The sequence below is a fragment of the Arthrobacter sp. 05T47 genome, assembly GCF_056395825.1.
In genome coordinates this window covers 176,753-203,697 of record NZ_JBFTKG010000003.1, presented here as the reverse complement: position 1 = coordinate 203,697, position 26,945 = coordinate 176,753, and the positions used below count along the sequence as shown (strand labels likewise).

The following is a 26,945-nucleotide window of genomic DNA, read 5'->3' as shown; positions in this document are numbered from 1 at the left end:
CGTACTTAAGCATGCGCCCTACCGCGGTCCGCTGACAGTCCCGCACGGGATCCATTGTCTGGGATTCCGGACAAGCTCCTGTTGCCAGGGCAGGGGCCTTCTGCCTCTGGCGCCGCCCGGCTCTCGATGTTCGGATGGGCCAGGAGACGGGTCAAGGCAGTACCTTGGCAGTCCATTCGCTCCATCGCCGGACGGTCCGGAGGGATAGTCCGGAGGGATAGTCCGGAGGGAAGGGAAGTTCATGGATTCAGCGTTGTCGGGCAGGGTCGCGCTCGTCGCCGGGGCCACGCGCGGCGCGGGCCGCGGCACCGCCGTCGCCCTCGGCGAAGCGGGAGCGGTGGTGTACTGCACCGGCCGCACGACCTCCCGCCACCGCTCCGACTACAACCGGCCCGAGACGATCGAGGAAACGGCTGGCCTCGTCAGCGCCGCGGGCGGCAAGGGCATCGCCGTCGGGGTCGATCACCGCGAGGCAGCCCAGGTGGAAGCCCTCGTGCGCCGGATCGAGGCCGAGCAGGGCCGGCTGGACATCCTGGTGAACGACATCTGGGGCGGGGAGGACCTCATTGAATGGAACACTCCGCTCTGGGCCCACGATCTGAACGCCGGCTTGGAGATGCTCCACCTTGGCCTGGACACCCACCTCATAACGAGCCACTTCGCGCTTCCGCTCCTTGCCCGCGTGCCCGGCGGCCTCGTGGTGGAGATGACCGACGGCACGCGCGAATACAACGCGCGGCACTACCGGGTCTCCGTGTTCTACGACCTCGTCAAGTCCGCGGTGCTCCGCCTGGCGTTCAGCCAGGCCGAGGAACTGAAGTCCTCCGGGTGCACGGCACTGGCCCTCACGCCCGGCTGGATGCGCTCCGAAATGATGCTCGAACACTTTGGCGTCACCGAGGCGAACTGGCGGGAGGCGGCAGGCACGCAACCGCACTTTGCGGCGATCTCGGAAAGCCCGCTGTTTGTCGGGCGCGCGGTCGCGGCCCTCGCGGCGGACCCCAACGTGCAAGGCCGCGCGGGCGGCTCCTATTCCTCCGGGGCCCTGGCACGCGAGTACGGCTTCACCGACGCCGACGGCTCGCAGCCGGACTGCTGGCGATACCTCGTGGAAGTCCAGGAAGCCGGACTCGCCGCAGATGCCACCGGCTACCGCTGACTGCCGGCCAGAGTGCGGCAGGTGCGGCCCACGGACAACACAAGGCGGGAAAGACTACGATCTGGAACATGAAGCAGACGTGGGAAGCTTCCGCAGACGGCGTCATGAGCCTTCCCTCCGGCCGGCTCATCCGTGGCCGCGGCCTGCACGACCCGGTTCCGGCGGGGCCGTCGCCCGAGTTCGGCGTGTACCTGCTGGGCAAGAAGCCGCCGCCCGTGGGGTGGGAGTCCCGGTGGGTGCTCTGGCCGGACCTTCGTCTGCCGGCCGACCATCCGGATGCCCTTGAGGCGTTCCGGGAGGCCTGGCGCCGGGCCGAGGCCGAACGCGTCGAAGTGGCCTGCTGGCGGGGCATCGGCAGGACCGGCACTGCACTGGCCTGCATCGCCATCCTGGATGGTGTCCCTCCCGGCCAGGCGGTGTCCTACGTGCGCCGCCAGTACCGGCGCCGGACGGTGGAGACTCCGTGGCAGCGGCAGTACGTCGCCCGGTTCCGGGCGGGGACGCCGTAGCCGTCGCGGCCACCAAAATGACGGTCACACCCAACGACGGTCACACCCAAAGACGATCACACGGTAACGACGGCCTTCCCCCGCACCTTGCCCTCGCGCAGGTCCCGGATGGCCGCGGGTGCGTCCGCCAGGGCGTAGACCTTGCCGATGACCGGGGTCACGGCGCCCGCCTCGATGAGCCCGGTCAGGACCCGAAGGTCCTCTGCGCGCTCCGTGGACATGACGCCCAGCAGCCGCTGGCCGACACCCACGGACAGGGCTGCCGCGCCAAGCGAGCGTCCAATACCGCCAGCCAGGCGTCCGCCGCCTTCCCCGCCGACGATCGCGAGGGTTCCCTTCGGCTTGAGCGCCCGCCGGAGGACGCTGAGCGGGCGGTTGCCGGCCGTGTCGACAATCAGGTCGAATTGCCGGGCCCCGTCCGCGAAGTCGTCGTGCTTGTAGTCGATGACGTGGTCCGCGCCGATCGAGCGGACCAGGTCTGTTTTGGCGGTGCTGCACACCCCGGTCACCTGTGCCCCGAACGCCTTGGCGAGCTGCACGGCGTATGCCCCGACGCCGCCGGCCGCGCCGATGACCAGGACCTCCTGCCCGGCCCGGACCCTGCCGGAGTCGCGCAGCGCCTGGAGGGCCGTGACAGCGGAGATCGGGACGGCGGCGGCCTGCTCGAAGCTGAGGTTCTTCGGCTTCTGCGCGAGCCGGTCCTCCTTGGCGCACACGTACTCGGCAAACGATCCCTCGCAGGTGCCGTACACCTCGTCCCCCGCCCGAAAACCGACGACGTTCCGCCCCGTGGCCTCCACCAGGCCCGCCACGGCCCGTCCCCGGATGCGGGTCTTCGGCTTCCTCAGCCCGTAGCCCACCACGCGGGTCAAATACGGAAGGCCGGTCATGAGGTGCCAGACGCCCTGGTCCACGCCGGCGGCCCGGACCCGGATCAGCACGTCGTCATCGCCAGGGACGGGGACCTCGACGTCGCGCAGTTCCAGCACCTCAACGGAACCGTAGACATCCTGAACGATCGCTTTCATGGTGCTTCTCCTTCAAGGTCGGGTACCGGAGGACGTGGTCGAGCGGCGGCTTCAAGCTCTAAGGAAAACCTGACGCGGTGTCAAGAGGTTCGGCTCACTTCCGGTGGGGTCCGGCGACGACGGCGGCCGGCGCCGCCGGTGCCGGTGCCGTGCAGCGGGTGCCGTGGCACTGCACAGTCTGAAATCAAAGACACGAAGTCCTCGTGAGCCTCATCACAGCACGGCCGGACATGGTCTGCTGGATAGCGATCCCCCTCCCAATGACGAGAAGGTATTCGCATGCAACAAGCCCAAACCGCCACGAAGACGGCACCCGACGCAGCAGGCAACGGCAACGCCGGGGGCGCCGTCACCGCCGTCGGCGCCGCCGTCGACTCCGTACTCAGCCGGGGACTGAACGTCCGCCACATCCGCTTCATGGCGCTGGGCTCGGCGATCGGCACGGGGCTGTTCTACGGCTCCGCCTCCGCCATCCAGAAGGCCGGGCCCGCCGTCCTGCTTGCCTACATGATCGGTGGCGCCGCAGTTTTCATGGTGATGCGCGCCCTGGGTGAAATGGCGGTGCGGCATCCGGTGTCAGGCTCCTTCGGCCAGTACGCGAGCCGCTACCTGGGCCCGCTGGCCGGGTTCGTGACCGGCTGGACCTATGTCTTCGAGATGGCAATCGTGGCCATCGCGGATGTCACGGCATTCAGCATCTACATGGGGTTCTGGTTCCCCGGCGTGGAGCGCTGGGTCTGGATCCTGGCCATCATCTTCTTCCTGGCGGCCCTGAACCTGCTCAGCGTCAAGGTCTTTGGCGAACTCGAATTCTGGTTCTCCATCATCAAAGTGGCGGCCATCATCGCGATGATCGCGGGCGGCGCGGCGATCATCGTTTTCGGCTTCCAGGCCGGCGGCGCGACGGTGGCGCCCGGGCTGGGCAACCTCGTGGAGCACGGGGGCCTGTTCCCCAACGGGTTCGAAGGGCTCCTCGCCTCCTTCGCGGTGGTCATGTTCGCTTTTGGCGGCGTGGAAACCCTCGGCATCACCGCCGGTGAGGCCGCCGATCCCAAAAAGGTAATCCCCAAGGCCGTCAACACCGTGCCCGTGCGGGTCCTGCTGTTCTACGTCTTGACCCTCGGCGTGCTGATGAGCCTGTTCCCGTGGGACGAAATTGGCAGCAACGGCAGCCCGTTCGTGCAGATCTTCAGCGGCCTGGGCATCCCGGCCGCGCCCCACATCCTCAACGCCGTGGTGATCACAGCGGCGCTCTCGGCCGTCAACAGCGATATCTTCGGTGCCGGCAGGATCCTTTTCGGCCTGGCCCGGCAGGGCCACGCCCCGGCGAGCTTCGGCAAGGTTTCCCGCCACGGGGTGCCGTGGATGACCGTGGTGATGATGACGGGCATCCTGCTGGTGGGCGTGGTCCTGAACGCCGTGATCCCGGAGGATGTCTTCTTGCTGATCGCCTCGATCGCGACCTTCGCCACTGTGTGGGTCTGGGCCATGATCCTCGCCTCCCATGTCGCCATGAAACGCGAGATCGCCCGCAAGGGCCTCCCGGCGTCGGAGTTCCCCTCACCGTGGTGGCCGGCCGCTTCGGTGCTGACCATCGCGTTCATGGCCCTGGTGATCGTGATCCTTGGCGCCTTCGAGGACACGCGGGTGGCGCTGTATGTGGGCGCCGTGTGGCTGGGCGTCCTGGTGGTTGCCTACCGGCTCTGGGTCCGCGGCCACGGCCGGGTGCGGGCGGAACTCACCGACGAAACGGCCCAGCTGCCGCAGGTCCCCGCCGGGCGGTAGCACGGCCGCCCGGCACGCTGCCCGGCAGCCTGCCGGGCGGTCTGCCGGGCGGTCTGCCGGGAGATCCCCCGGCGCGCCTGCCGCGAGCGGCCCCGCGGGGTTAAGATCAGGCATGGTTCCAGTCGCCAACCTCCTGGCCTTTGCCCTTGCCGCCTTCGTCCTGATCGCCATCCCGGGGCCCAGCGTGCTGTTCGTGATCGGACGGACCCTTGCCCTGGGCCGCCGGGGCGGCCTGTTGAGCGTTGCGGGGAATGCGGCAGGCGAGCTGGTGCAGATCGCCGCGGTGGCCCTGGGCGTCGGGGTGGTGCTGGCCCAGTCCCTGCTGCTGTTCAGCGTGGTGAAATTCGCCGGCGCCGCCTACCTTGTCTACCTCGGAATCCAGGCAATCCGGCACCGTGGCAACGGGACGGCGGGGGCGTCCTCCGCCGGGCCGTCCTCGACCGCGCGGGTGCTGCGGGAGGGCTTCATTGTGGGTGCGACCAACCCCAAGTCGATTGTGTTCTTCGTGGCCGTGCTTCCGCAGTTTGTGGACTATTCCGCCGGCGCGATTCCTGTCCAGCTCGGAACCCTGGGCGTGGTCTTCCTGCTGATTGCCCTGGTGTCAGACAGTACCTGGTCCCTCGCAGCGGGAACGGCCCGGCACTGGTTCGCCCGCTCCCCGCGCCGGATCGCCGCACTCAGCACCACCGGCGGCGTGATGATGATCGGGCTGGGCAGCACTCTGGCCCTGGTGGGCAACAAGGACTAGCACCCTGATCCAGGAGCAGCACAACGCGGGGTCTTAGCACCCATCAATGCCCACCGAATGGGCACTAAGTGACCCCGTGCTGGTGTTGAGTGGCGGGGCCTACCGCGCGGACCAGCCGCCGTCCATCGTGTAGCTGGCGCCGGTGACCATGCCGGCGTCGTCCGAGGCCAGCCACGTCACCAGGGAGGCGACTTCCTCGGGTTCCACGAGCCGCTTGACCGCTGATTCGGTCAGCATGATCTTTGCCAGCACCTCGGACTCCGGGATGCCGTGCACCTTGGCCTGGTCGGCGATCTGCGCCTCCACCAGCGGGGTCCGGACGTAGCCGGGGTTGATGCAGTTGGATGTGACGCCGTGCGCCCCGCCTTCGAGGGCCGTTACCTTGCTCAGGCCCTCGAGTCCGTGCTTGGCGGAGACGTAGGCGCTCTTGAACGGTGAGGCCCGGAGCCCGTGCACAGAGGACAGGTTGATGACGCGGCCGAAGTTGTTGGCGTACATGTGGGGCAGCGCAGCCCGGATCAGCAGGAACGGCGCCTCGAGCATGAGGGTGATGATGCGGCGGAAGTCGGCAGGATCGAACTCCTCGATGGGGCTGATGCGCTGGATTCCGGCGTTGTTGACCAGGATGTCGCAGTCCAGGCTGAGCGATTCGAGGGACTCCACGTCCAGCAGGTTGACCGCCCAGGACGTGCCGCCGACATCGTCGGCGAGCGCGGCGGCGGCGGACTCGTCCATATCCGCGATCACCACCTTGGCCCCGCGCGCTGCCAGGGCGCGGACGCTGGCTGCGCCGATCCCGCCGGCTCCGCCGGTGACCAGGGCCTTGCGTCCGTTCAGCGTCTGTTCCATAACTCTGCCTTCCATATCAAAAATTCGATGAGGCGGCCGGCTCCAGCGTGGCTGGAGCCGGCCTAAAACTCAAGCAGCCCAGTGGCTCAGGCCGCTCAGCAACTCAAGCAGCTCAGCGCATGGCCGCTACGGGGAGGCCTTCGCGTTCGGCGTCGGCCCGGTCCACGTCCTCCAGTGCGATGCCCTTGGTTTCCTTCAGGCTCAGCACTGCCACGGTGGTGATGGCGCAGGCGACCACCAGGTAGATCGCGGTCGGCAGCCAGGAGCCGGTGTCCTTGAGCCACTGGGTGGCCAGGAGCGGCGCCAGCGAACCGGCGAAGATCGAGGTGACCTGCGAGCCAAGGGAGACTCCGGCGTAGCGCATCCGGGTTGGGAAGAGCTCCGACATGAGGGCCGGCTGGCCGGCATACATGAAGGCGTGCAGGCAGAGGCCGATGGTGACGGCCAGGACGATGATCACCGGGTTGCGGGTATCGAACATCGGGAAGGCGAAGAACGGCCACGTGGCACCGGCGATGGCACCGACGAGGTAGACCGGCTTCCGGCCCCAGCTGTCCACGAGCCGTCCCACCTGCGGGATGACCAGGAAGTGGATGACGTGGGCGATCAGCAGGGCGAGCAGGAGCGAGGAGGTGTCGTACTTGTGCACGCTCTTCAGGTAGACGATCGCGAAGCTGACCACGAGGTAGTACATGATGTTTTCCGCGAACCGGAGGCCCATGGCCTGCAGGATGCCCTTGGGGTATTTGCGGATGACTTCGCGGACGCCGTAGCTGACGGACTGCTCTTCTTCCATCTGGGCTTTGGCCTCGAGGAAGATGGGCGACTCCGAGACGTGGGTGCGGATGTAGTAGCCGACGAACACGATCACGGCGGAGAGCCAGAACGCCACGCGCCAGCCCCAGCTAAGGAAGTCGGCGGAGCTAAGCACGTTGGACATGATGAACAGGACCAGCGTGGCCAGCAGGTTGCCGACGGGTACGGCTGCCTGGGGCCAGCTGGACCAGAAGCCGCGGGACTTGTTGGGGCTGTGCTCGGCGACCAGCAGGACAGCGCCGCCCCATTCGCCGCCGAGGGCGAAGCCCTGGATGAAGCGCAGGAAGACCAGCAGTGCCGGCGCCAGGTAGCCGAGGGTGGCGAAGCCCGGGAGGCAGCCCATCAGGAAGGTGGAGACACCGATGATGATGATGGTGAGCTGCAGGGTGGGCTTGCGGCCGAGCTTGTCGCCGATCTGGCCGAAGACCACGCCGCCCAGCGGGCGGGCCACGAAACCGACGGCGTAGGTCAGGAATGCCTGGATGATGCCGTCCAGTTCGTTGCCGGTGGGGGGAAAGAAGTACTTGCCGAACACCAGGGTGGCGGCGGTGGCATAGAGGAAGAATTCGTACCACTCGACGACGGTTCCCACCATCGATGCTGCGACGATTTTCTTGAGCCCGGAACCCTTGGATGCGGGTGCGGCGGGCGATGTTGCAGAGCGTTCGTTTACGCTCATCTGATTCTCCTTAGTGTCCACGGTGACACGCGCTGTGACGCACAGCACTGAAATGGCTCCATTGAGTATTGCTGCACATTCGCGGCGATTCAATGGCCAAACCGGCACCAAGTATGTGCAGAATTGCAGATATGAACGCCAATCCTGATGACCTGCTGGTCCTGCTCGCCGTGTCCCGTTCGGCGAAATTTACGACGGCGGCCCAGACTCTCGGGCTTAACCACACCACCGTCTCGCGGCGGATTGCGGCGCTGGAGAAGGCCCTCGGCGGCCGGGTCCTCTCCCGCGCGTCCGGCGGGTGGGAGCTCACCGAGCTCGGTGCCGAGGCCGTACGGGTGGCCGAGCAGGTGGAGAGTGCCGTGCGCACCCTGGAGCAGCCCGGGCACACCCCGGATCCGATCACCGGCGTCGTCCGCATGACTGCAACGGATGGCTTCAGCGCCTATATTGCCGCACCGGCTGTGGCCCGGCTCCGCCGCGACCATCCGGGCCTCAGCGTCGAGATCATCACCGTGACGCGCCGGGCACTGCAGCAGCGTTCCGGCCTGGACATCGAAGTGGTGGTCGGGGAGCCGCAGGTGCACCGTGCGGAAGCCGCCCAGCTGGGCGAGTACATGCTGGGGATGTACGCCTCCCGCGGCTACCTGGCCGAGTACGGCACGCCTGCCACGGTGAAGGAACTGACGGAGCATTCCCTTGTGTATTTTGTCGACTCGATGCTGCAGGTGGACGATCTGGACGCCCCGCGGCGGCTGGTGCCGGCCATGCGGGACGGGCTGAGCTCCACCAACGTCTTTGTCCATGTGGAGGCCACCCGCGCCGGGGCCGGGATCGGGTTCCTGCCCTGCTTCGCCGCCGACCTGCATCCGGACCTCGTCCGGCTCCTGCCGGAGGAATTCGCGGAGCTGCTCCCCTATTGGATGGTGTTGCGGCCCGATTCGATGCGCCGGCCGGCAGTGGCGGCCCTCGTGCAGGCGCTGCGGGAGCAGACGGCGGCGCACCGCGACGCGCTGCTGGGACGGGGAGTGCCGCCGTCGGCTGGCGCATCGATTGATGCATCGATTGCTCCGTAGGCGCCCTTATGAGCCCGCAAAAGGGCCGTTACGGGGCAGTGGATGAGTCAGCCGTGGTGTCAGCCGCCGGCTCTTCCAGGATCAAGCGCTTCGGGTCGCGGCGGACGGTGGCGCCGGCCGCGAAGGCCCGAACCTTCCCGTCGTTCCAGATGTGGGCGGGAACCGCACCGCCGAGCAGGCGGCGCGCGAGGGCGGGATCGTCGTCGAACGGGTGGTCGCTGCCGGCCATGACCATGTTGCCGTAGCGCCGGCCCTTGAGCATGGCCGGATCAGCGATGATCACGGTGTGGGCAAAGGCGTCCGCGATCGTGGCGGCGTCTTCGCGGGCATTCTTGAGGTCCGGAGCGTCGCCGGAGTTCACCACATAGATTCCGCCCGGCGCCAGGACGCGCTTGGCGTGTTCGGCGAATTCCCGGGTGGTGAGCGGCCGCGGGGTTAGCGAGCCGGCGAAGACGTCGCGGATGATCAGGTCCCGGGTCTGCGGTGTCAGGCTCTCGGTGACTTCCCGGGCCTCTCCCACGCGCAGGCGCAGCAGCGGGGCCTTGGGCAGGTCAAACCAGCCCCGGACGTAGTCGGCAAGCTTGCCGTCCAGCTCCACCACGACCTGGCGGGCGTCCGGGTAGGCGGCGTGGAAATAGCGGGCCAGTGAGCATGCTCCGCCGCCCAGGTGCAGGGCGCGCAGCTTGGGCTTTGAATCGCGGGGCCAGCGCGACTCCACCAGCGCGGCCATCCAGCGCATGTACTCGAAGTCCAGGAACAACGGGTCCGCGAGGTCAATGTGGGAGCTCATGACGCCGTTGATGCGCAGGAGCCAGCCGGTGGAATTGTCCTGGTCCGGGATCAGCTCGCAGTCCCCGGTGTCGATGTAATACACCCCGGCCACGGGACCGGCCGGGCGGGAACCCTTGGGCACTTCCACCACACCAGGCTCGGCGGTCCCGGCGCCCCGCCCCCTGCCCCGCTTGGCCATCAGATATCCCCCGCATTGTGCATGATTCAACCCTAGTTCACCGGCAGGCCGGCCCCCGCGCCCGCTTCCCGGTCCCCGCCGCCGGTCGGAACGCCCCGCTCCCCTTTCGGGACCGCCGGACGAGGAGAATCCGCGGGACCAAAGCCCCTAGCCATTCCCGGGGAGCAGGGTTGTACTGGGCCTGCACGTGGTGCTGGGCCAACGGGTGCGTCCGCCGAGCCGGGAGGGAAAATGTCGGCACCCGCAGGGAAGCAGGGCGGCCTCGTGGCCGTCGGCTACGGCGGGTCCGAGGCCGCCCAGCTCGCCCTTGAGTGGGCCGCCGGCTACGCGGCCGCCGCCGGGCTTGACCTGTTGGTGGTCCACGCATGGGTGTGGCCGGTCTTCACCAAGAACCTGGGCCCCGTCAAGGGCGTGGCCGGCAGCGGGCTGCGGCACTCCGCGGAGGCCATCCTGGCCGAGGGCATCGAACTGGCCCGCGCCGCGGTTCTCGAGGCAGGCGGCGCCACGCGCCCCGGACAAGCGTCCGGCGTCGCGGATCCCGACACAAAGACCGGCGCAATTCCCGGGCAGGCGCTCCCGTCCGCAGGTCCTGAAGCAGCACGCGGCGACGCAGCGCCCCCTGACTCGGCCCCTAACGCCGCCGGCGTCTCGCCGCCCGTCGTCGAACCTGCCGTTCCCGCTCATGAGCAGGAACGCTGGGGACCCGACGTCAACGGCGTCATGGAAGCCGGACTCCCGGCGCCCGTTCTGCGCGATGCAGCCCGCGGCGCAACGCTGCTGGTGGTCGGCAGCCGGGGCCTTGGCATTGTCCTGGACCAGGTGGCCGGCTCGGTCTGTCTTGATCTGGCAGGCTCTGCGCCCTGCCCCGTGATGGTGGTCCGGCGTCGGCGCAGCCCCGGGCACCTCGTCGTGGTGGGAGTTGATGCGTCGCCCCGCAGCCCGGCCACCGTGGCCGAGGCTGTCCGGCTCGCTGACGTCCTCGGTGCACCGCTGCAGCTGGTCCACGTCGCTACGCAGCGGGGAGGGGCCCGGGAAGAACACGGCCGCCACGGCACGCTCCACGGCCAGGAGTTGCTGGACCACGCCGTCGACGAGGCCCGCGGACTGGGCTCCGGGATCGAGGTTTCGGGGGTCCTGCGCGAGGGCCATAGCGCCGCCCGGGAGCTGCTCGCCGCCGGGGCCTACTCCGATGTCCTGGTGCTCGGGACCCACAGCCCCCTTGCCGGGCCCGGCAACACCGTGTCCGGGGTGCTGCACAAAGCGGGCTTCAACGTGCTGGTGACCCGCTAGCCGCCGCGAACGAACGGATTCGAACTGCACGGGTTGCAGAGAAGGAGGCCGCGGTGCGAGCCTGGCAAGTTGGACTTCCGGGGCCGATGTCCAGCGGCCCCCTCGTGGCCGTCGAGCGCCCGGACCCCGTGCCGGGCCACGGCGAAGTCCTGCTGAAAGTGCGGGTCTGCGGTGTGTGCCGCACGGACTTGCACCTGGCCGAAGGCGACCTCGCGCCGCGGCATCCGGGGATCATCCCGGGCCACGAGGTTGTGGGCGAGGTGATCGGGAACGGCCCGGGGGCGGCCAGGTTCGGCCTCGGCGAACGCGTGGGGGTGGCCTGGCTGGGCGGTACATGCGGCGCGTGCCGGTTTTGTTTGCGCGGACAGGAGAACCTCTGCCTGTCCCCCACGTTTACCGGCTGGGACCGCGACGGCGGGTACGCCGAGCTCATTACGGTGGCCGAGAACTTCGCCTACCGGATTCCGGACGCGTTCAGCGACGAGGAGGCCGCGCCGCTCCTGTGCGCAGGCATCATCGGCTACCGTGCGCTGAGCCGGGCGGAGCTGCCGATCGGCGGCCGGCTGGGCATCTATGGTTTCGGTGGTTCCGCGCATCTGGCCGCCCAGATCGCCCTTTACCGCGGTGCACGGGTGTACGTCATGACCCGGTCCGAGGATGCGCGCAAGCTGGCACTCATCTTGGGCGCGACGTTCGCCGGCGGGGCCGAGGAGGAGCCGCCGGATCCGCTGGACGCCGCGATCCTCTTTGCCCCCGCAGGCGGGCTGGTGCCGGTTGCGCTCCGCGCCCTGGACCGCGGCGGGACGCTCGCCGTCGCGGGCATCCACCTGAGCGACATCCCGCCGCTGCACTACTCCGACGAGCTCTTCCAGGAGCGCCAGCTGCGCAGCGTGACGGCCAATACCAGGGCAGACGGCGAGGAGTTCTTTCGGATCGCCGCCGAGATCCCGCTCCGCCCCACCACCGTGGCGTACCCGTTCTCGGCCGCGGACCAGGCCCTGCTGGACCTCGCGGAGGACCGGATCACGGGTGCGGCCGTGCTGCGCATGGATCCGGAGTAGCCGTCGGTCTGCCTCGACGACCCCGCTCTAGGCCCCACGGCGCCCCTCGACCTGCCCCCGACGTCCACGACCCCGACGTCGAAATCGCCGGAGAGGTGCGGGCTCGCCGGAACGTTCCGGCGATGTGGCAGGTATCCGGCGAATTCGCGGCTGGTCAGTCGCTGGCGGCCCTAATCCCGAACTCGCTTTGGAGCCGCACGCGGGCTCCGCGCTCGGCCAGCGTGGGTATGAATGTCCTGATCCGGCCGGCGCTCAGGGCGTCGAATTCCTCGCCGACAACTCCGGCAATGTGTGGCCGCGGTACGTGCGGGAACCGGGCAGCCAGGCGGTCGACAACCTTATCAATGCTGGGCTCGTTCTCCGCGGCATCCATTCCTTCAGTGTGGAGCGGCCAGGTTCCAGCGTCAATGAATCCTCAGGCGGCAGGCAGGCAGGCGGCGGCAGGCGGCAGGATCCGGCGGACAGAAGGGAGGGCCCTAACAGGCCATCCTGTGCCCGCCAGCGGAGGGTCTCTTGCCTGCTAGAGGACCGTGGCGAGGGCGAATCCGTCCCAGCCTTTCGAGCCGACGGTCTGCATGACGGTGCCGTCCAGCCGCGGGTCGTCGCCGATCATCTGGAGTGCGCTGATGATCCCGGGAGCGTTCACCGGGTCCATCGACGCGTCCAGCACGGCACCTTCCCACACGACGTTGTCCACCACGATGGTGGTGCCGGGCCGGCCGAGCCGGATGGCCCAGTCCAGGTAGTGGGGGTTGTTTTCCTTATCGGCGTCGATGAACACGAAATCGAAGGGCGGTCCGGCCTCGCTTTCAAGCTCGTGCAGGGTGTCCAGCGCGGCGCCGACCCGGATGTCCACCTTGTGGCCCAGCCCGGCAGCGTCGACGTTGGCGCGTGCCACGCGGGCGTGCGCGGGGAGGTACTCGCAGGTGACCAGCCGGCCGTCGTCGGGCAGTCCCTGGGCCATCCAGATGGTGCTGAAGCCGGCCAATGTGCCGATTTCCAGCACGCGGCGGGCGCCGGAGAGCTGGACCAGCAGCTTCAGTAGTTTGCCGGCGTTGGGGGCCACTTCGATAGGCGGCATGCCCGCTTCGAGGGCGGTGGTCACGGCGCGCCTGAGCGCAGGGTCCGGGCGGACCACGACGTCGGAGAGGAAGTTCTCGACGGCGACCCAGCCGGGGGTGGACTGATGCTCGATCATGTCCCCCAGTGTTCCAGCCGCCCGGGCCCGGCGGTAGCCTCCGGGCGCGGTTTCCGTCCGGGTTTTGGGCGTGGACCGGGCCTTACGTGCCGGGCTGGGTTGAAACGTCCGGCACGGATCCGCCGCCCTGTCCGCCGATGGCGGTTTCAAGCCGCTCCACCTTGCCGGTCAGCTCGCCGCTGTAACCGGGCCGGATGTCCGCCTTGAGCACCAGCGAGACGCGGGAACCGTAGGCGCCCACCGCATCCGTGGCCCGTTTGACGACGTCCATGACCTCGTCCCACTCCCCCTCGATCTCGGTGAACATCGAACTCGTCCGGTTCGGCAGACCGGACTCCCGGACAATCCGCACAGCGGCTGCGACGGCGTCGTGGACCGACGCGTCGCCGGGCGCGAGCCCGTTGGCGGGGTCACCGGAGGGTGCTACGGAGAATGCGACCAGCATGTAGTGGTTCCCTTCACTCAGTCCGGACAGCGGGGCCGAAATTCCGGGCTGTCCCGCATCAGTCTTTCACGGGATTCCCCGGCGGCGGCGCCCGGATTTGCCTCCGAATCCGTCACATTAATCACTACCCGCCGGTAACCGGTTCGCGCAGGCCGTGCGTTGCTAACCTAGGCAAATGAACCGGGCAGTAGAGGGCAGGCCGCTCCGCGCAGACGCCGCGCGCAACGTGGACAAAATCATCGCCGCAGCCCGGCAGTGCTTCCGCGAACACGGCCCCGACGTGCCGCTGCAAACCATTGCCGTCACCGCGGGCGTGGGCCCGGCCACGCTCTTCCGGAATTTCGCCGACAAAGAAGAACTGGTGCTCGCGGCCCTGAACCGTCAGCTTCGGCTCCAGGTGGATCCGGCCATCGATGAGGCCCTGGCCGATCCCGACGCCGCTGCCGGACTCTTCCGGGTCATCGATGCCACCATGCATGTCGCCAGCGAGGAAGCCAACCTCCTGGGGGCTGTCGCCGGCCGGCGCGGGCTGCTGACCGGCATCACGGGCGGGCTGATTGAGTCCATCGCCGTGCTGCTGGGCCGCGGCCAGGGCCAGGGCACCCTGCGCAGCGATATTTCCATGACGGACATGATCCGCCTGCTGGCCATGCTGATCGGCGTCGTGGACACGATGGAGCCCGGCTCTGACGCGTGGCGGCGGCCCGTTGCGCTGGTTGAGGACGCCATCCGGACGGAGCGGCCGGACCGGGCGTTGCCGCCGCAGGCACCGCTGCCGGGCACCGCGTTCGACGCCGTTCTCGGCTAGCCGCTTTCGGCCGTCGCTAGTCTTCGGCCGGCTTTTCCTTGGCCTCTTGAAGGTGCTGCTGCAGCTTCCCTTCGGCGTCCCGACGGCGGCGGGACACCTCGCGCATTTCCCTCGTGGACTCGGCCCCGCCGGAATCAAACGGCTCGTGCTGCTTGGCGCGCTGATCCTTACGCGGCCCCGCAGCGTCCTGGTCGGCAGCGTCCTGGTCCGCAGCGTCCTGGTCGGCAGCAGCGTCCCCGGCAGCCTCCGGGTCGGCGGCGTTTTTGGCCGCAGCGTCCTGCCCGCCGTCATGTTCGCTCATGGTCGAATGCTCCCACGCGTGCCCGGTGGCAAGTAGGGACTAAAGACCATGCCGGCTACACCTGCCGGGGGTGCCGCCGCGCAGGCAGGGGCGGAGGAAACCGGTCAGTTCCAGCCCAGCAGCCGGAGCCCGGCCGCTGCCGCCGCGCCGGCGATCACCACCACCAGGAACGGTGCCCGGAACCACAAGGCGATGCCCGCAGCGGCCAATGCGCCCAGCCGCGCGTCCAGGACGAGCGACTGGCCCGAGGCGACGGCGTTGACCACTGTCAGGGACGCCAGCAGCCCAATCGTCATGGTTCCGGCGATCCTGGACATCCGCGGGTTCTGGAGCAGGCTGGCCGGTACCAGGTATCCGAGCAGCTTCCAGGCGTAGGCGAGCAGGCAGGAGAGCAGCAGCCACATCCAAAGGTTCATGCGCCACCTCCAGGGCGGTGTCCGGGCTGTTCACCGCGGTGTCCGTGATGGTCGCCGGTCGCATCGTGGTGGTGTGAGTGGTCCTCCGCATAGGGATCGACGTCCGGTTCCAGGCCCTCGTCGCTGCGGCCGTGGCTGAACCAGCCAATTCCGGCGGCGACCACGGCGGCGACCAGGATCGGTACTCCCGGGGGTACGAACGGCACGGCCAGCACAGTGGCCAGCGCACAGACAACCGCGATGGCCACGGGTTCCCTGCCCTTCAGTCGCGGCCAGAGCAGGCCCAGGAAGGCAGCCACGGCGGCGCCGTCGAGTCCCCACTGCTTGGGATCCCCGAGTGCCCCGCCGGCCAGCGCCCCGAGCGCCGTGAACAGGTTCCACAGGACAAAGACGCCGATGCCGGCGGTCCAGAAACCGCGCCTTTGCTCGTCCGGGTCAGTCTGCCCGGTGCTGGTGGCGGTGGACTCGTCGATGGTCAGTTGGGCCGCGGCAAACCTGCGCCACCCGCGCGGCTGCAGCAGGGCGTTGATCTGCATGCCGTAGATTCCGTTGCGCATCCCGAGCAGCGTCGCGGCGCTCATCGCGGCGACGCCTGACCCGCCTCCGGCCACCACGCCGATGAAGGCGAACTGCGAGCCGCCGCTGAACAGCAGCAGGCTCAGGGCCATGGTCTGCCAGAAATCGAGGCCCGAGGTGACGGACAGCGCGCCGAAGGAGACGCCGTAGAGACCGGTGGCAATGCTGATCGACAACCCGATCCGCACCGCCGGCGACTGCAGGATTTTCACGGCCGCCGGGTCCGCCTCGTCAGGGTCCAGGCCCACGCGATGAGGGGTGCCTGGAGCGGGAGCCGCAGCGTATGCACGCGCCGCCGGCGCGGCGTGCCTTCCGGCCCGTAGGCAGTGAGCAGTGCATCGACGTGGCCGGAGAGGAACGCGGCGAACATTGCTGTGACGCAGCCAGCGGCGGCCCTCCGTGTGGCCGGGACCAGGAGCCCGACGGCGGCGGCCGCTTCCAGCAGGCCGCTCGCTGCCACCCATTCCTCGCGGGACAGGACGGCTAGGGGGCCGTTGGGCTGCGCGCCGGAGTCGTCACGGCACAGGTAGCCGGGAACCACCGGGTGGAAGAATTCGGGCTCGCGGAAGTGCTTGGCGGCGCTTGTGAGCAGCAGCGCACTCATCGCTGCCGCGGACAGCGTCTGGAGGTCCCGGCCGGACCAGCGAAATGGCATGCAACCACTCAACCACAGCGGTCCCGCCGTCCGTAATCCACAAGGGATCCGCGGGGCGTCCACACGGCGTCCCGCGGAAGGGCCGGACGGGCCGGACGGACCGGACGCTTACCGAAGGGGCTGGCTGTCCGCCATGAGCTGGGACAAGACCTGGGCCGGCCAGTTGGTGGTGATCTCCTGGACCCCAAGCTCCCGGCACTTTTCGACGTCGTCCGCGGCGTCGACGGTCCAAACGCGGAACCGGAGACCGGAACCGAGCCAGCGCTCAACGGTCCCGGTGTGCGCGCGGACGTAGCCGATGCCGGGGCCGGCAATGCCTGCCTCGGCCGCGTCCAGGATCCGTTCGCCTTCGGTCTGGGCGGCCCGCATGACGTTTGCCAGTGCCCCGCCGGTCAGGGCGCCGAGGCCCAGTTCCTCACGGAGTTCCGCCACGTTGACGTCGTCGACGAGCTGGCAGACGGCCTCTGCCGGCACGGACTCGAGCAGATGCCGCACGGCGTCGGGGCTAAAGCTCATGAAGGAAACGTTGATGTTCTCCAGCATGGACGTCGCCGGGTCCCAGCCCTCGTTCCTCAGGACCTCGAGGACGCGGTCCTCAAGTCCGAGGTGGAACGGGCTGGGGTGTTTGAGCTCGATCGCCAGGCCGATCCGGCGGCCGGCCGCGCGCAGGATGTCGAGCAATTCCGGCAGCGTCAGGAACTGCTCGGATTTGGCGCCGTGTGTTTCCGGGATCCGGGCGCCCTTCCACGAAGAGAAGTCCAGCAGCCGGAGCTCATCCAGGGTCCGGTCCGCGACCTGCCCGGTGCCGTCCGAGGTGCGGTCCAGGGTGGAGTCGTGCAGCAGCACAAGGTGCTGGTCCCGGGTCAGGTGGACGTCGCACTCCACCCCGTCGGCGCCGTCGGCGATTGCCTGCAGGTACGCGGCCCGGGTGTGCTCGGCGAAGGCCCCGCTGGAGCCCCGGTGGGCATAGACCAGTGGACGGGCGGCGGCGGACTGCTCAGTGGTCATGGAGCCACGTTAGCGGACTGCCGGGCCCCCGGCGGGACTAGGCTGGGCTCATGCAGGTGAACACTGAGCCAACTGCCCCGACCCGCGCCTCGGACCGTCCAGGCGGCACTCCGGACGGCCCCGCCGGGCGGCGGCCCGCCACGTCCAGCGACGCCGACAAGGCGGCGGCGCTGCGCCGGATGAAGCTCCTGGCGCTCTCGCTCCTGGTTGTCATGGCTGTCATCTTCGTCATCGCGTTCGCCCTGCAGAAGCAGTATCCGGGGTTCGAATACGTCCGCGCCGCCGCCGAGGGCGGCATGGTGGGCGCCCTCGCCGACTGGTTCGCCGTCACGGCCCTGTTCAAGTACCCCATGGGAATCAAGATTCCGCACACGGCGATCATCCCGCGCCGCAAGGACCAGATCGGGGCCTCGCTGGGCGAATTCGTGGAGACCAACTTCCTCTCCGAACAGGTGGTCAAGGAGAAGCTGGCGTCCGCGGACATTGCGCGCAAGGCCGGGGCGTGGCTGTCCAGCCCCGGCGGGCCGGAGCGCGTCGCCAAGGAGGGTGCCGCCGTCATCCGCGGCGCGTTCAAGGTCTTGAACGACGACGACGTCCAGGCCGTGATCGAGTCCATGGTCCGCAAGCACCTGCTCACTCCGCCGTGGGGGCCGCCCGTTGGCCGGCTCGCGGAGCGGATCTTCGCCGACGGCCATCACCACGCGCTGGTGGATTTGCTGGTAGACCGCACCGTGGACTGGGTCCGGGACAACCAGGAGACGGTCAACAGGGTGGTCTCCGACCGTTCCCCGACGTGGGTGCCCTCGTTCGTGGACGGGCTGGTGGGCGACAAGGTGTACGTGGAGATCCTGAAGTTCACCCGCGCCGTGCAGTCAGATCCGAACCACCAGGTCCGCCAGTCGATCGACAAGTACCTCAAGGAACTCGCACAGGACCTGCAGCATGACCCGGTGATGATCGCCCGCGCCGAGGGCGTCAAGGCGCAGGTCCTCGGTGATCCCGAGGTCCGCGAACTCGCCTCCCGCACCTGGGAGACCATCAAGTCGGCCCTGCTCAGCGCCGTCGATGACCCGCACAGCGAACTGACCGTCAAATTCAAGGCCGCCGTGCATGACTTCGGCACCCGGCTGGTGGTCGATCCCGAGCTCGCCGGCAAGGTGAACGCCTGGATCGGCGACGCGGCGGGCTACCTGGTAAAGACCTACCGCTCGGACATCGCCGGGGTCATCACGGACACCGTGGCGCGCTGGGATGCCGAGGAAACGTCCCAGAAGATCGAACTTCAGGTCGGCAAGGACCTGCAGTTCATCCGGATCAACGGCACGGTGGTGGGCGCCCTGGCCGGGCTGGCCATCTTCACGGTGGCGACCCTGCTGTTCGGCTAGCTACCTTCAGGTTCGCGGCTCGGTTCAGGCCGCCGCGACCTTCGCCTTGGTCCGGCCCTGCATGGCGAAGATCGTGAAGGCCAGCGCCCCGAGCGCTGTGACCACGAGCAGCAGCAGCCCGATCGCGTAGCTGTGCGCTGCGGCGTCGTAAGTGGCACCCATGATCAGCGGCGGGAAGTAGCCGCCCAGGCCTCCGGCCGCGCTGACCACCCCGCTAATGCTGCCCACTTTGCCCTGCGGCGCAAGCGCGCCCACCCAGGCGAACACTCCACCCGCGCCCAGACCCAGCGCGGCAGCCATGGCGACGAACGTCAGGCCGGCGGGGACGTCGCCGTCGGGCTGCAGGTTCACCACCCAGGCGAGCACAGCGACGCCGGCGAGCGCGACGATCACCACGGGTTTGGGCCCGACCTTGTCCGCCAGCACCCCGCCCAGGGGCCGCGCCAGCACGGCGGCAAGCGCAAATCCTGCGGTGCGGGCGCCGGCCGCGCTGGGATCAAAGCTGTAGACATCCCGCAGGTAGGTGGGCAGATACGTGGCGAAAGAGACGAAGCCGCCAAAGAGGACGGCGTAGAGGAAGCACAACTTCCACGTGACCGGCGTCTTCGCGGCGTCGACCAGTTTGGGCATAACGGGCGCGTTGCTGCGGGTCCAGCCCGGTGCCTCCTTCATTCGGAACCAGACGAGGGCGGCCATGACCGCCAGGATCGCGGCAATCAGCACGTGCGTGGGAAAGTAGCCGATGCTCGCGACCAGCCGGGGGTTCAGGAAGGCCGCCAGGGCCGTTCCGCCCATGCCTGCGCCGAAGACGCCGGTGGCAAAGCCCCTCCGGGCGGGCTCGTACCAGGCACTGACGAAGGGGATCCCTACGGCGAAGACGGTTCCGGCGACCCCCAGCAGCACCCCGGCGCCCAGCACGAGTGCGAAGGAGTTGATGGTGCCGCCCACTGCCACGAGCATGATCGGGAGGATGGAGGCCAGCAGGACAAACGTGAACATGACGCGTCCGCCGTACTTGTCCGTCAGGGTGCCGACGACGATCCGCCCCAGCGAGCCCACGAACACGGGCATGGCCACGAGCACCCCGGTGGTGGCCGGGTTGAGGTGCAGGTTCAGGGTGTAGTACGAGCCCAGCGTGGCGATGGAGTTCCAGGCCCAGAAGCCCGCCACCGACGCCGAGGTGGCGAGCACCAGGTTGAGCGTCCGCCCGGCGGGGGCAGCGACGGACGGGGACACTGCTCCGGCCACGATGGTCTCCTTTTCAGTTCAGCGATACGGGTTTCCAACGCACTCCAAATAGCGCCCGTTCTACCGGTTCCTGGTGTCCCGGTCCCGGGTCCCGACGGCGGACCAGCCGCGCCGCGTGGCGACCGTGGAGCTCCGGGCGCCTGTGGAGCCGGCTGCCCCTTTGGCTCCGACCCCGCCGGTGTCCCTGTCCCGCGATCGGTAGACGATGTAGGGACGGAAGAGGTAGTGGAACGGTGCCGTGAAGGCGTGGACCAGGCGGGTGAACGGCCAGATCACGAACAGCGCCATGCCTACGAGGGTGTGCAGGTGGAAGGAGAACGGCGCCGCGGCCATGGCCGCGATGTCGGGCTGGAAGATGAACAGCGAGCGGAACCACGGGGCTACGGTCTCGCGGTAATTGTGCCCGTGTTCGCCCTCAAAGACGCTGGCGAGCGTGGTCCACAGGCCGAAGACGATCGCCGCCGTCAGCACCACGTACATGGTCTTGTCATTCCCGGTGGTGGCCATGAAGACGGGCCCGGTGGTGCGGCGGCGGTAGATCAGCAGGATAATCCCGCCCAGGGTCCCCACCCCGGCCACACCGCCCACCAGCAGGGCGTTGAAGTGGTAGAACTCCTGGCTCATGCCTGCCGCCTGGGTCCACACCATCGGAATGACAAGACCGAAGAAGTGGCCGGCGATCACGGCGAGCAGGCCGAAATGGAACAGCGGGGATGCGATCCGCAGCAGCCTGGACTCGTAGAGCTGGGAGGATCTCGTGGTCCAGCCGAACTGGTCGTATTTGTAACGCCAGACCAGCCCGCCGACAAGGACCACCACCATGATGTACGGCAGCACGCCCCAAAGCAGGATGTCCAGTGCGGAGAGTTCGACGGCGGATGCGGGCTCGGCTTCGGATGGCAGCATGGTCAGTCCCCTTTCACGGGCAGCAGGCGCGGATCGTAAGGGTCCAGGCCCACGGCCTCGGTGGGCGGGCCGTAGCCCGCCATCCGCATGACGGCTTGCTCGTCCGCCGGGGATTTCCCGGGCAGCGTGGCACAGATGGCCTGCAGGATCCGGGCGTGCGGAAGCTCGTCCCGCAGCAGCCCGAAGCGGAGCATCTCAAGGCTCGCCCGGAAGCGCGTCAGCAGCTCGCGGCCGGCGGCGAGGTCCACCAGGGCCGCGTACTCGAGGACCATCGGGAGGTAGTCCGGAAGTTCGCCGTGCGTGTCCACCAGGATGTCGCTTTGCCGGTAGGTCTTCTTGAAGTTGCCCAGGACCTCGCCGCGGCGCCGGGTGTCCCCGTCCGTCCAGTAGGACAGGTGCAGGGCGTGCCGCTTGCCGAGGTCGAACTCGCGCACATAGTGGGCCTGGAGCTGCATCGGCGGCGTGGACTCCAACAGGTCCAGGACTTCCGCGAAGTCCGCCGCGGCCCCCGGAAACTCGGCCAGCGCGGCCCGCATCACCGGGACCCGGCCGATCAGTTCCTCATCCGGGTAGGACAGGCACCACGCTGCGGCGAGGTAGAGGATCTGCTGGCGGCGGGTCATGGCTGCTCCCCCTCCGGAGGGACCGCCGCGGAACCAGCGGGCTTAGTTGGAGGAGGGAAGAGCCCGGAGGGCGCACCGGTGCCGTCCCAGTTCAGCAGGTTCACCCTGCCGCGCAGGGTGGACTCGCCGGGCGCGGAGCCGGAGGTCTGCCGGTCGCGGAGGGCGTTGAAGGTCTCCACAGCCACCGGGACGGGCCGGCCGCTGGCCTCGCCGAACGGGGCGGAATCCTGCATGCCCGGTCCGCCCTCGAAATCGAGGGAACAGCCCATCTCCTCGAGGTCGTGGGCCTGCTCCACATGGGCCTTGGGGATGACGTAGCGCTCGTCATACTTGGCGATGGCCATCAGCCGGTACATCTCGTACATGGTCTGGCTGTCCATGCCCACGGCCTCGGGGATGGAGTCGTCGGGGTCGTTGCCGAGGCTGATGCCGCGCATGAAGGAGCGCATCGCCGCCAGCTTCTTCAGCACCGCGGTGACCCGGTCCGCGTCGCCGGCGGTGAAGAGTTCGGCGAGGTATTCCACCGGGATGCGCAGCGCGTCGATGGCGCCGAACAGGTTGCCGGCGTCCTCGCCGTCGTGTCCCTGGTCGCGCAGCAGGTCCACCACGGGCGAGAGCGGCGGCACGTACCAGACCATCGGCATGGTCCGGTATTCCGGGTGCAGCGGCAGCGCCACCTTGTAGACCTTGGCCAGGGCGTAGACCGGCGAGCGCCGGGCGGCGTCGATCCAGTCCTCCGGGATGCCCTGAGCGCGGGCCTCGGCCTGGACGGAAGGGTCGTCCGGGTCCAGGAGCACGTCCATCTGGGCGTCGTAGAGGTCCCGGGGGTCCGTGACGGCGGCAGCGCCGGTGACCGCGTCGGCGTCGTACAGGAACAATCCCAGGTACCTCAGCCGGCCCACGCAGGTTTCCGAGCAGACCGTGGGCAGCCCCACCTCCACGCGCGGGTAGCAGAAGGTGCATTTTTCGGCCTTGCCGGTCTTGTGGTTGAAGTAGATCTTCTTGTACGGGCAGCCCGTGACGCACTGGCGCCAGCCGCGGCATTTGTCCTGGTCCACCAGGACAATACCGTCCTCCACCCGCTTGTAGATCGCTCCCGATGGGCAAGAGGCCATGCAGGACGGGTTCAGGCAGTGCTCGCAGATCCGCGGCAGGTAGAACATGAAGGTCTGCTCGTAGGCGAACTTGATCTTGTCCTCGGACTCCCGCCGGACTTTCTCCACGATCGGGTCCAGGTGACCGTTCTCGGCGGAACCGCCCAGGTCATCATCCCAGTTCGCGGACCAGGTGATCTTGGTGTCCTCCCCGGTGATCAGGGACTTCGGCCGGGCCACCGGGAAATCATCGCCCAGCGGAGCGTCCACAAGGGTCTTGTAGTCGTAGGTCCACGGCTCGTAGTAGTCCTTGAGCTCGGGCTGGACCGGGCTGGCGAAGATTCCGAGCAGCTTCTTCACCCGGCCGCCGGCCTTGAGGACCAGCTTGCCGTGTTTGTTCAGCACCCAGCCCCCGCGCCACTTGTCCTGGTCCTCGTAGCGGCGCGGATACCCCTGGCCGGGGCGGGTTTCGACGTTGTTGAACCAGACGTATTCGGTGCCCGCACGGTTGGTCCAGGCCTGCTTGCAGGTCACCGAACAGGTGTGGCAGCCAATGCATTTGTCCAGGTTCATGACCATGCCCATTTGAGCCATGACACGCATCAGTACTGCACCTCCTGGGAACGACGCCGGACGGTGGCCACCATGTCGCGCTGGTTTCCGGTGGGGCCGAGGTAGTTGAACGCGTAGGCCAGCTGGGCGTAGCCGCCGATCAGGTGCGAGGGTTTGACCAGCAGCCGGGTCACGGAGTTGTGGATGCCCCCGCGCCGGCCGGTGGCCTCAGACTTCGGCACGTCGATGGTGCGTTCCTGCGCGTGGTGGACGTAGACCACGCCCGCCGGCATCCGGTGGCTGACGATCGCCCGGGCCACCAGGACGCCGTTGATGTTCAGGCACTCCACCCAGTCGTTGTCCTTGACCTCGATGGCCGCCGCGTCCGCCGGGCTCATCCAGACGGTCGGGCCGCCGCGGGAGAGCGAAAGCATGAGCAGGTTGTCCTGGTATTCGGAATGGATGGACCACTTGGAGTGCGGGGTCAGGTAGCGGACCACCACCTCCATTGACCCGCCCTGGCCGAGCCTGGGCTCGCCGAAGAGCCGGTGCATGTCCAGCGGCGGCCGGTAGAGCGGCAGGGCCTCGCCGATGTCCCGGATCCAGTCGTGGTCGAGGAAGAAGTGCATCCGCCCGGTCAGCGTGTGGAAGGGCTTGAGCCGCTCGATGTTGATGGTGAACGGTGCGTAGCGCCGGCCGCCGGTCTCGGAGCCGGACCATTCCGGCGAGGTGATCACCGGGACCGGGGCGGCCTGGGTCTGGGCGAACGTGATGAATTTTTCCTCGGAACCCTCGGCCAGGTCCGCGAGCTTCCTCCCGGTGCGGATCTCCAGGTCCTTGAAGCCCTGCACGGACAGCGCGCCATTCGTCGTGCCGGAGAAAGCCAGGATGGCCTCCGCCATCTTCGCGTCGGTGTCGATCGCGGGGCGGCCGTCCGCGGCGCCGCCGAGCATCACCCCGTTCGAGCGGCTGAGCCTCTCCAGCGGTCCGGCAAGTTTGTACGTGACGTTCTTGACCGTGAAGCCCAGTTTGTCGGCCAGCGGCCCGACGGCCGCCAGCTTGTCCGCGATGGCGGTGTAGTCCCGTTCCACCACGGAAAAAATGGGCATGTTCTGGCCCGGGACCGCGGGAATGGACATGTCCCGCCAGTCCCGGACGATCCCGCCCGGCTGGGCGAGCTGGCCGGGGGTGTCATGCTGCAGCGGCACGCTCACCAGGTCCCGGCGGACGCCCAGGTGCGTTTTGGCCTGCCTGGAGAACTCCTGGGCGAGAAGGTGGAAGGCGTCGAAGTCCGTTTTGGTCTCCCACGGCGGGTCGATTGCGGGGCTGAAGGCGTGCACGAACGGGTGCATGTCGGTGGAGGACAGATCGTGCTTCTCGTACCAGGTGGCGGCCGGGAACACGACGTCGGACAGCAGCGTGGTGGAGGTCATCCGGAAGTCGGCGGAGACCAGGAGGTCCAGTTTCCCTTCCGGCGCCTGCTCGTGCCATTTCACGTCCTTGGGTTTGAGCCCGTCGGCATGGTCCGGGCCCAGGACGTTGTTGTGGGTGCCCAGCAGGTTCCGCAGGAAGTACTCGTTGCCCTTGGCCGAGGAGCCGAACAGGTTGGAGCGCCACAGCACGAGGGTCCGCGGCCAGTTTTCCGGGGCGTCCACGTCCTCGATCGCCGGATTCAGGGTGCGGTTCTTCAGGGCGTCCGCGATGTAGCCGGGAGTGTCCTTCGCGGTGCCGGCGGCGACGGCGGCTTCCGCCTCGTCCGCGAGGTCCAGCGGGTTCCGGTCGAACTGCGGGTAGAACGGCATCCAGCCCAGCCGTGCGGACTGGGCCAGCGCGTCGGCGGTGTGCATGCCGTCCAGGCTTCCGGTGGAGAGCGGGGACTTCAGTGCGTCGGCGGAGTAGCCGTCCTGCCGCCATTGGTCCGTGTGCATGTACCAGTAGCCGGTGCCGATCATGGTCCGCGGCGGCCGGGACCAGTCCAGCGCATTGGCCAGCGAGACCCAGCCGGTGGCCGGGCGCGTCTTTTCCTGGCCGACGTAGTGCGCCCAGCCGCCGCCGTTGCGGCCCATGCAGCCGGTCAGCATCACGAGGGCAAGCACGGCCCGGTAGGTGGTGTCGCCGTGGAACCACTGGCAGATCCCGGCACCCATGATGATCATGGACCGGCCCTTGGACTGTTCGGCGTTGCGGGCGAATTCCCGGGCCACCCGGATGCAGGCCTGCGCCGGGACGGAGGTGATTTCCTCCTGCCAGGCCGGGGTGTAGGGCGTCGAGGCGTCCTCGTAGCCGGCGGCCCACTCCCCCGGCAGCCCGTGGCGGCCGACCCCGTACTGGGCCAGCATGAGGTCGAACACGGTGGTGACCAGCTGGCCCTCCACCTCGAGGACCGGCACGCCGCGCTTCAGCACGCTGCCGGCCCCGTCGGCGTCCTCGAAGCACGGCAGCAGGATCTCCGCGCTGTCCCCGGAGACCTCGCGGAGGGACAGTGCGGGCTCGATTCCCTCAAGGTCCAGATTCCATTTGCCCTCGCCGCTGCCGGAGTAGCGGAACCCCATGGAGCCGTTGGGGACGGCCGGCAGGCCGGTCTTCTTGTCGAACAGGACGGTGCGGAAGGCCGCGTCCTCGGCCCCGGAGTCCAGCGGGAGGTCCTTCGCGGTGAGGAACTTCGACGGGGTGAGGGAGCCGTCGTCGCGCCGTTCGAGCCGGACCAGGAACGGCAGGTCGGTGTACTGGCGGACGTAGTCGGCGAAGAACGGCACCTCGCGGTCGACGAAGAATTCCTTGAGCATCACGTGCCCCATGGCCATCGCCAGTGCGGCGTCCGTTCCGGCCTGGGCGGGGAGCCATTCGTCGGCGAACTTCGTGTTGTCCGCATAGTCCGGGCTGACCGTGACCACCTTGGTGCCGCGGTACCGCACCTCGGCCATCCAGTGCGCGTCCGGGGTGCGGGTCACCGGGACGTTGGAGCCCCACATCATCAGATACCCGGCGTCCCACCAGTCACCCGATTCCGGGACGTCGGTCTGGTCCCCGAACACCTGTGGGCTGGCCACGGGCAGGTCCGCGTACCAGTCGTAGAAGGACGTCATCACCCCGCCGATCAGCTGGATGAATCGGGTCCCTACGGCGTGCGAGACCATAGACATGGCCGGGATGGGCGAGAAGCCGGCGCAGCGGTCCGGACCGTAGGCCTTGATGGTGTGCACGTGCGCTGCGGCGGCGATTTCGATCGCCTCCTGCCAGGAGACGCGCACCAGGCCGCCCTTTCCCCGCGCCTGTTGGTAGCGGCGGCGCCGTTCCGGGTCCCCCACGACGTCGGCAAAGGCCAGCACCGGGTCACCCAGCCGGGCCTTTGCCTCTCGGTACAACTCGATCAGGACTCCGCGCGCATAGGGAAAGCGCACCCGGGTGGGCGAATAGGTGTACCAGGAGAAGGCCGCCCCGCGCGGGCAGCCCCGCGGCTCGTACTCCGGGCTGTCCGGACCCACCGACGGGTAGTCGGTCTGCTGGGATTCCCAGGTGATGATGCCGTCCTTGACGTACACCTTCCAGGAGCAGGAGCCGGTGCAGTTCACCCCGTGCGTTGACCGGACCACCTTGTCGTGGCTCCAGCGGTCCCGGTAGAAGATGTCGCCCTTGCGGCCGCCTTCCCGGAACACCGCCCTGCCGTCGCCGGTCTGGTCCCATTTCGTGAAAAATCGGCCCAGCTTCAACATTGCATCCGAGGCGGGTCCGTCCAACCCCGCGGCGCCTCCGGCAGTCATGC

General features: G+C 68.5%; 26 protein-coding genes. 9 read left to right on the top strand and 17 right to left on the bottom strand.

From position 1 onward, the window contains the following. Positions 1 to 241 precede the first annotated feature (241 nt). Entirely contained in the window at positions 242 to 1,159 is a 918-nt protein-coding gene (locus tag AC1DEY_RS04700) for an SDR family oxidoreductase (protein ID WP_476866964.1), read from the top strand. 68 nt (positions 1,160 to 1,227) lie between these two features. Continuing rightward, positions 1,228 to 1,668 carry a protein-tyrosine phosphatase family protein gene (locus AC1DEY_RS04695; RefSeq protein ID WP_441408154.1) on the top strand — a complete coding sequence of 147 codons (441 nt, stop codon included), beginning with the start codon at positions 1,228 to 1,230 and terminating at the stop codon, positions 1,666 to 1,668. A 56-nt stretch (positions 1,669 to 1,724) separates the two neighbouring features. Here AC1DEY_RS04695 and AC1DEY_RS04690 read toward each other — a convergent pair whose 3' ends face one another. Continuing rightward, positions 1,725 to 2,696 (bottom strand): NAD(P)-dependent alcohol dehydrogenase, encoded by a 972-nt coding sequence (locus AC1DEY_RS04690; RefSeq protein ID WP_476866963.1) that lies wholly within the window; start codon positions 2,694 to 2,696, stop codon positions 1,725 to 1,727. Between the two features lie 279 nt (positions 2,697 to 2,975). Here AC1DEY_RS04690 and AC1DEY_RS04685 point away from each other — a divergent pair, with 279 nt between their 5' ends. Both AC1DEY_RS04685 and AC1DEY_RS04680 read left to right on the top strand, forming a co-directional pair. Further along, positions 2,976 to 4,481, top strand: a complete 1,506-nt coding sequence (locus tag AC1DEY_RS04685) for an amino acid permease (protein ID WP_476866962.1) — start codon at positions 2,976 to 2,978, stop codon at positions 4,479 to 4,481. 112 nt (positions 4,482 to 4,593) lie between these two features. Further along, positions 4,594 to 5,229, top strand: a complete 636-nt coding sequence (locus AC1DEY_RS04680) for a LysE family translocator (RefSeq protein ID WP_476866961.1) — start codon at positions 4,594 to 4,596, stop codon at positions 5,227 to 5,229. A gap of 99 nt (positions 5,230 to 5,328) precedes the next feature. Here the strand turns inward: AC1DEY_RS04680 and AC1DEY_RS04675 are convergent, their stop codons facing one another. Continuing rightward, positions 5,329 to 6,078 carry a 3-hydroxybutyrate dehydrogenase gene (locus AC1DEY_RS04675; RefSeq protein WP_476866960.1) on the bottom strand — a complete coding sequence of 250 codons (750 nt, stop codon included), beginning with the start codon at positions 6,076 to 6,078 and terminating at the stop codon, positions 5,329 to 5,331. 112 nt (positions 6,079 to 6,190) lie between these two features. Further along, on the bottom strand, positions 6,191 to 7,573 hold the full coding sequence (locus AC1DEY_RS04670; RefSeq protein WP_476866959.1) for an MFS transporter: 1,383 nt from the start codon (positions 7,571 to 7,573) through the stop codon (positions 6,191 to 6,193). Between the two features lie 131 nt (positions 7,574 to 7,704). On the opposite strand from AC1DEY_RS04670, the gene AC1DEY_RS04665 reads away from it, so the two are divergent. Next, complete coding sequence (locus tag AC1DEY_RS04665) at positions 7,705 to 8,646, top strand: LysR family transcriptional regulator (RefSeq protein WP_476866958.1); 942 nt, start codon at positions 7,705 to 7,707, stop codon at positions 8,644 to 8,646. Between the two features lie 28 nt (positions 8,647 to 8,674). On the opposite strand, the gene AC1DEY_RS04660 is transcribed toward AC1DEY_RS04665, so the two are convergent. Beyond that, the gene (locus tag AC1DEY_RS04660; RefSeq protein ID WP_476866957.1) at positions 8,675 to 9,616 is read right to left on the bottom strand and encodes a spermidine synthase; all 942 of its coding nucleotides are present in this window, start codon (positions 9,614 to 9,616) and stop codon (positions 8,675 to 8,677) included. A 231-nt stretch (positions 9,617 to 9,847) separates the two neighbouring features. Between AC1DEY_RS04660 and AC1DEY_RS04655 the strand changes: the two genes are divergently transcribed. Next, complete coding sequence (locus AC1DEY_RS04655) at positions 9,848 to 10,906, top strand: universal stress protein (protein ID WP_476866956.1); 1,059 nt, start codon at positions 9,848 to 9,850, stop codon at positions 10,904 to 10,906. A gap of 53 nt (positions 10,907 to 10,959) precedes the next feature. Continuing rightward, positions 10,960 to 11,967 (top strand): zinc-dependent alcohol dehydrogenase family protein, encoded by a 1,008-nt coding sequence (locus AC1DEY_RS04650; protein ID WP_476866955.1) that lies wholly within the window; start codon positions 10,960 to 10,962, stop codon positions 11,965 to 11,967. Positions 11,968 to 12,121: 154 nt separating this feature from the next. Here AC1DEY_RS04650 and AC1DEY_RS04645 read toward each other — a convergent pair whose 3' ends face one another. From AC1DEY_RS04645 to AC1DEY_RS04635, 3 genes are all read right to left on the bottom strand, one after another. Continuing rightward, positions 12,122 to 12,340, bottom strand: a complete 219-nt coding sequence (locus AC1DEY_RS04645) for a three-helix bundle dimerization domain-containing protein (protein ID WP_476866954.1) — start codon at positions 12,338 to 12,340, stop codon at positions 12,122 to 12,124. A gap of 147 nt (positions 12,341 to 12,487) precedes the next feature. Next, positions 12,488 to 13,165 (bottom strand): O-methyltransferase, encoded by a 678-nt coding sequence (locus tag AC1DEY_RS04640; protein ID WP_476866953.1) that lies wholly within the window; start codon positions 13,163 to 13,165, stop codon positions 12,488 to 12,490. 82 nt (positions 13,166 to 13,247) lie between these two features. Continuing rightward, entirely contained in the window at positions 13,248 to 13,610 is a 363-nt protein-coding gene (locus AC1DEY_RS04635; protein WP_476866952.1) for a thiamine-binding protein, read from the bottom strand. Between the two features lie 175 nt (positions 13,611 to 13,785). On the opposite strand from AC1DEY_RS04635, the gene AC1DEY_RS04630 reads away from it, so the two are divergent. Beyond that, positions 13,786 to 14,418: a TetR/AcrR family transcriptional regulator gene (locus AC1DEY_RS04630; protein ID WP_441408167.1), complete on the top strand. Its 633-nt coding sequence runs from the start codon at positions 13,786 to 13,788 to the stop codon at positions 14,416 to 14,418. A gap of 16 nt (positions 14,419 to 14,434) precedes the next feature. On the opposite strand, the gene AC1DEY_RS04625 is transcribed toward AC1DEY_RS04630, so the two are convergent. The 5 genes from AC1DEY_RS04625 to AC1DEY_RS04605 form a co-directional block, all read right to left on the bottom strand. Next, positions 14,435 to 14,719 carry a hypothetical protein gene (locus tag AC1DEY_RS04625; protein WP_476866951.1) on the bottom strand — a complete coding sequence of 95 codons (285 nt, stop codon included), beginning with the start codon at positions 14,717 to 14,719 and terminating at the stop codon, positions 14,435 to 14,437. Positions 14,720 to 14,823: 104 nt separating this feature from the next. After that, positions 14,824 to 15,135, bottom strand: a complete 312-nt coding sequence (locus AC1DEY_RS04620; protein ID WP_441408169.1) for an AzlD domain-containing protein — start codon at positions 15,133 to 15,135, stop codon at positions 14,824 to 14,826. After that, positions 15,132 to 15,959, bottom strand: a complete 828-nt coding sequence (locus tag AC1DEY_RS04615; RefSeq protein WP_476866950.1) for an AzlC family ABC transporter permease — start codon at positions 15,957 to 15,959, stop codon at positions 15,132 to 15,134. Before AC1DEY_RS04615 ends, AC1DEY_RS04620 begins: the two co-directional genes overlap by 4 nt. Then, positions 15,920 to 16,366 (bottom strand): DoxX family protein, encoded by a 447-nt coding sequence (locus AC1DEY_RS04610; protein ID WP_476866949.1) that lies wholly within the window; start codon positions 16,364 to 16,366, stop codon positions 15,920 to 15,922. The genes AC1DEY_RS04615 and AC1DEY_RS04610 overlap by 40 nt, the downstream gene beginning before the upstream one ends. 108 nt (positions 16,367 to 16,474) lie before the next feature. Continuing rightward, on the bottom strand, positions 16,475 to 17,374 hold the full coding sequence (locus AC1DEY_RS04605) for a glycerophosphodiester phosphodiesterase (protein WP_476866948.1): 900 nt from the start codon (positions 17,372 to 17,374) through the stop codon (positions 16,475 to 16,477). 50 nt (positions 17,375 to 17,424) lie between these two features. On the opposite strand from AC1DEY_RS04605, the gene AC1DEY_RS04600 reads away from it, so the two are divergent. Next, on the top strand, positions 17,425 to 18,759 hold the full coding sequence (locus AC1DEY_RS04600; RefSeq protein WP_476866947.1) for a DUF445 domain-containing protein: 1,335 nt from the start codon (positions 17,425 to 17,427) through the stop codon (positions 18,757 to 18,759). Positions 18,760 to 18,783: 24 nt separating this feature from the next. On the opposite strand, the gene AC1DEY_RS04595 is transcribed toward AC1DEY_RS04600, so the two are convergent. Genes AC1DEY_RS04595 through AC1DEY_RS04575 form a run of 5 tightly spaced genes read right to left on the bottom strand, consistent with a single transcriptional unit; the run spans position 18,784 to position 26,943 of the window. Continuing rightward, complete coding sequence (locus AC1DEY_RS04595; protein WP_476866946.1) at positions 18,784 to 20,007, bottom strand: MFS transporter; 1,224 nt, start codon at positions 20,005 to 20,007, stop codon at positions 18,784 to 18,786. A 60-nt stretch (positions 20,008 to 20,067) separates the two neighbouring features. Continuing rightward, positions 20,068 to 20,913 (bottom strand): respiratory nitrate reductase subunit gamma, encoded by an 846-nt coding sequence (gene narI / locus AC1DEY_RS04590; protein WP_476866945.1) that lies wholly within the window; start codon positions 20,911 to 20,913, stop codon positions 20,068 to 20,070. A gap of 2 nt (positions 20,914 to 20,915) precedes the next feature. After that, positions 20,916 to 21,536: a nitrate reductase molybdenum cofactor assembly chaperone gene (gene narJ / locus AC1DEY_RS04585; protein ID WP_476866944.1), complete on the bottom strand. Its 621-nt coding sequence runs from the start codon at positions 21,534 to 21,536 to the stop codon at positions 20,916 to 20,918. Further along, entirely contained in the window at positions 21,533 to 23,233 is a 1,701-nt protein-coding gene (narH, locus tag AC1DEY_RS04580; RefSeq protein WP_476866943.1) for a nitrate reductase subunit beta, read from the bottom strand. The genes narJ and narH overlap by 4 nt, the downstream gene beginning before the upstream one ends. Continuing rightward, complete coding sequence (locus AC1DEY_RS04575) at positions 23,233 to 26,943, bottom strand: nitrate reductase subunit alpha (protein WP_476866942.1); 3,711 nt, start codon at positions 26,941 to 26,943, stop codon at positions 23,233 to 23,235. The genes narH and AC1DEY_RS04575 overlap by 1 nt, the downstream gene beginning before the upstream one ends. Positions 26,944 to 26,945: the final 2 nt, after the last annotated feature.

Bases quoted from the DNA above. Each gene is read 5' to 3' on its own strand.
- AC1DEY_RS04600 (WP_476866947.1), top strand. From the start codon at position 17,425: ATGCAGGTGAACACTGAGCCAACTGCCCCGACCCGCGCCTCGGACCGT.
- AC1DEY_RS04665 (WP_476866958.1), top strand. From the start codon at position 7,705: ATGAACGCCAATCCTGATGACCTGCTGGTCCTGCTCGCCGTGTCCCGT.
- AC1DEY_RS04680 (WP_476866961.1), top strand. From the start codon at position 4,594: ATGGTTCCAGTCGCCAACCTCCTGGCCTTTGCCCTTGCCGCCTTCGTC.
- AC1DEY_RS04640 (WP_476866953.1), bottom strand. From the start codon at position 13,165: ATGATCGAGCATCAGTCCACCCCCGGCTGGGTCGCCGTCGAGAACTTC.
- AC1DEY_RS04575 (WP_476866942.1), bottom strand. From the start codon at position 26,943: ATGACTGCCGGAGGCGCCGCGGGGTTGGACGGACCCGCCTCGGATGCA.
- AC1DEY_RS04670 (WP_476866959.1), bottom strand. From the start codon at position 7,573: ATGAGCGTAAACGAACGCTCTGCAACATCGCCCGCCGCACCCGCATCC.
- AC1DEY_RS04635 (WP_476866952.1), bottom strand. From the start codon at position 13,610: ATGCTGGTCGCATTCTCCGTAGCACCCTCCGGTGACCCCGCCAACGGG.
- AC1DEY_RS04700 (WP_476866964.1), top strand. From the start codon at position 242: ATGGATTCAGCGTTGTCGGGCAGGGTCGCGCTCGTCGCCGGGGCCACG.
- narI (WP_476866945.1), bottom strand. From the start codon at position 20,913: ATGCTGCCATCCGAAGCCGAGCCCGCATCCGCCGTCGAACTCTCCGCA.
- AC1DEY_RS04620 (WP_441408169.1), bottom strand. From the start codon at position 15,135: ATGAACCTTTGGATGTGGCTGCTGCTCTCCTGCCTGCTCGCCTACGCC.
- AC1DEY_RS04675 (WP_476866960.1), bottom strand. From the start codon at position 6,078: ATGGAACAGACGCTGAACGGACGCAAGGCCCTGGTCACCGGCGGAGCC.
- AC1DEY_RS04660 (WP_476866957.1), bottom strand. From the start codon at position 9,616: ATGGCCAAGCGGGGCAGGGGGCGGGGCGCCGGGACCGCCGAGCCTGGT.
- AC1DEY_RS04610 (WP_476866949.1), bottom strand. From the start codon at position 16,366: ATGCCATTTCGCTGGTCCGGCCGGGACCTCCAGACGCTGTCCGCGGCA.
- narH (WP_476866943.1), bottom strand. From the start codon at position 23,233: ATGCGTGTCATGGCTCAAATGGGCATGGTCATGAACCTGGACAAATGC.
- AC1DEY_RS04685 (WP_476866962.1), top strand. From the start codon at position 2,976: ATGCAACAAGCCCAAACCGCCACGAAGACGGCACCCGACGCAGCAGGC.
- AC1DEY_RS04655 (WP_476866956.1), top strand. From the start codon at position 9,848: ATGTCGGCACCCGCAGGGAAGCAGGGCGGCCTCGTGGCCGTCGGCTAC.
- narJ (WP_476866944.1), bottom strand. From the start codon at position 21,536: ATGACCCGCCGCCAGCAGATCCTCTACCTCGCCGCAGCGTGGTGCCTG.
- AC1DEY_RS04690 (WP_476866963.1), bottom strand. From the start codon at position 2,696: ATGAAAGCGATCGTTCAGGATGTCTACGGTTCCGTTGAGGTGCTGGAA.
- AC1DEY_RS04630 (WP_441408167.1), top strand. From the start codon at position 13,786: ATGAACCGGGCAGTAGAGGGCAGGCCGCTCCGCGCAGACGCCGCGCGC.
- AC1DEY_RS04645 (WP_476866954.1), bottom strand. From the start codon at position 12,340: ATGGATGCCGCGGAGAACGAGCCCAGCATTGATAAGGTTGTCGACCGC.
- AC1DEY_RS04625 (WP_476866951.1), bottom strand. From the start codon at position 14,719: ATGAGCGAACATGACGGCGGGCAGGACGCTGCGGCCAAAAACGCCGCC.
- AC1DEY_RS04695 (WP_441408154.1), top strand. From the start codon at position 1,228: ATGAAGCAGACGTGGGAAGCTTCCGCAGACGGCGTCATGAGCCTTCCC.
- AC1DEY_RS04605 (WP_476866948.1), bottom strand. From the start codon at position 17,374: ATGACCACTGAGCAGTCCGCCGCCGCCCGTCCACTGGTCTATGCCCAC.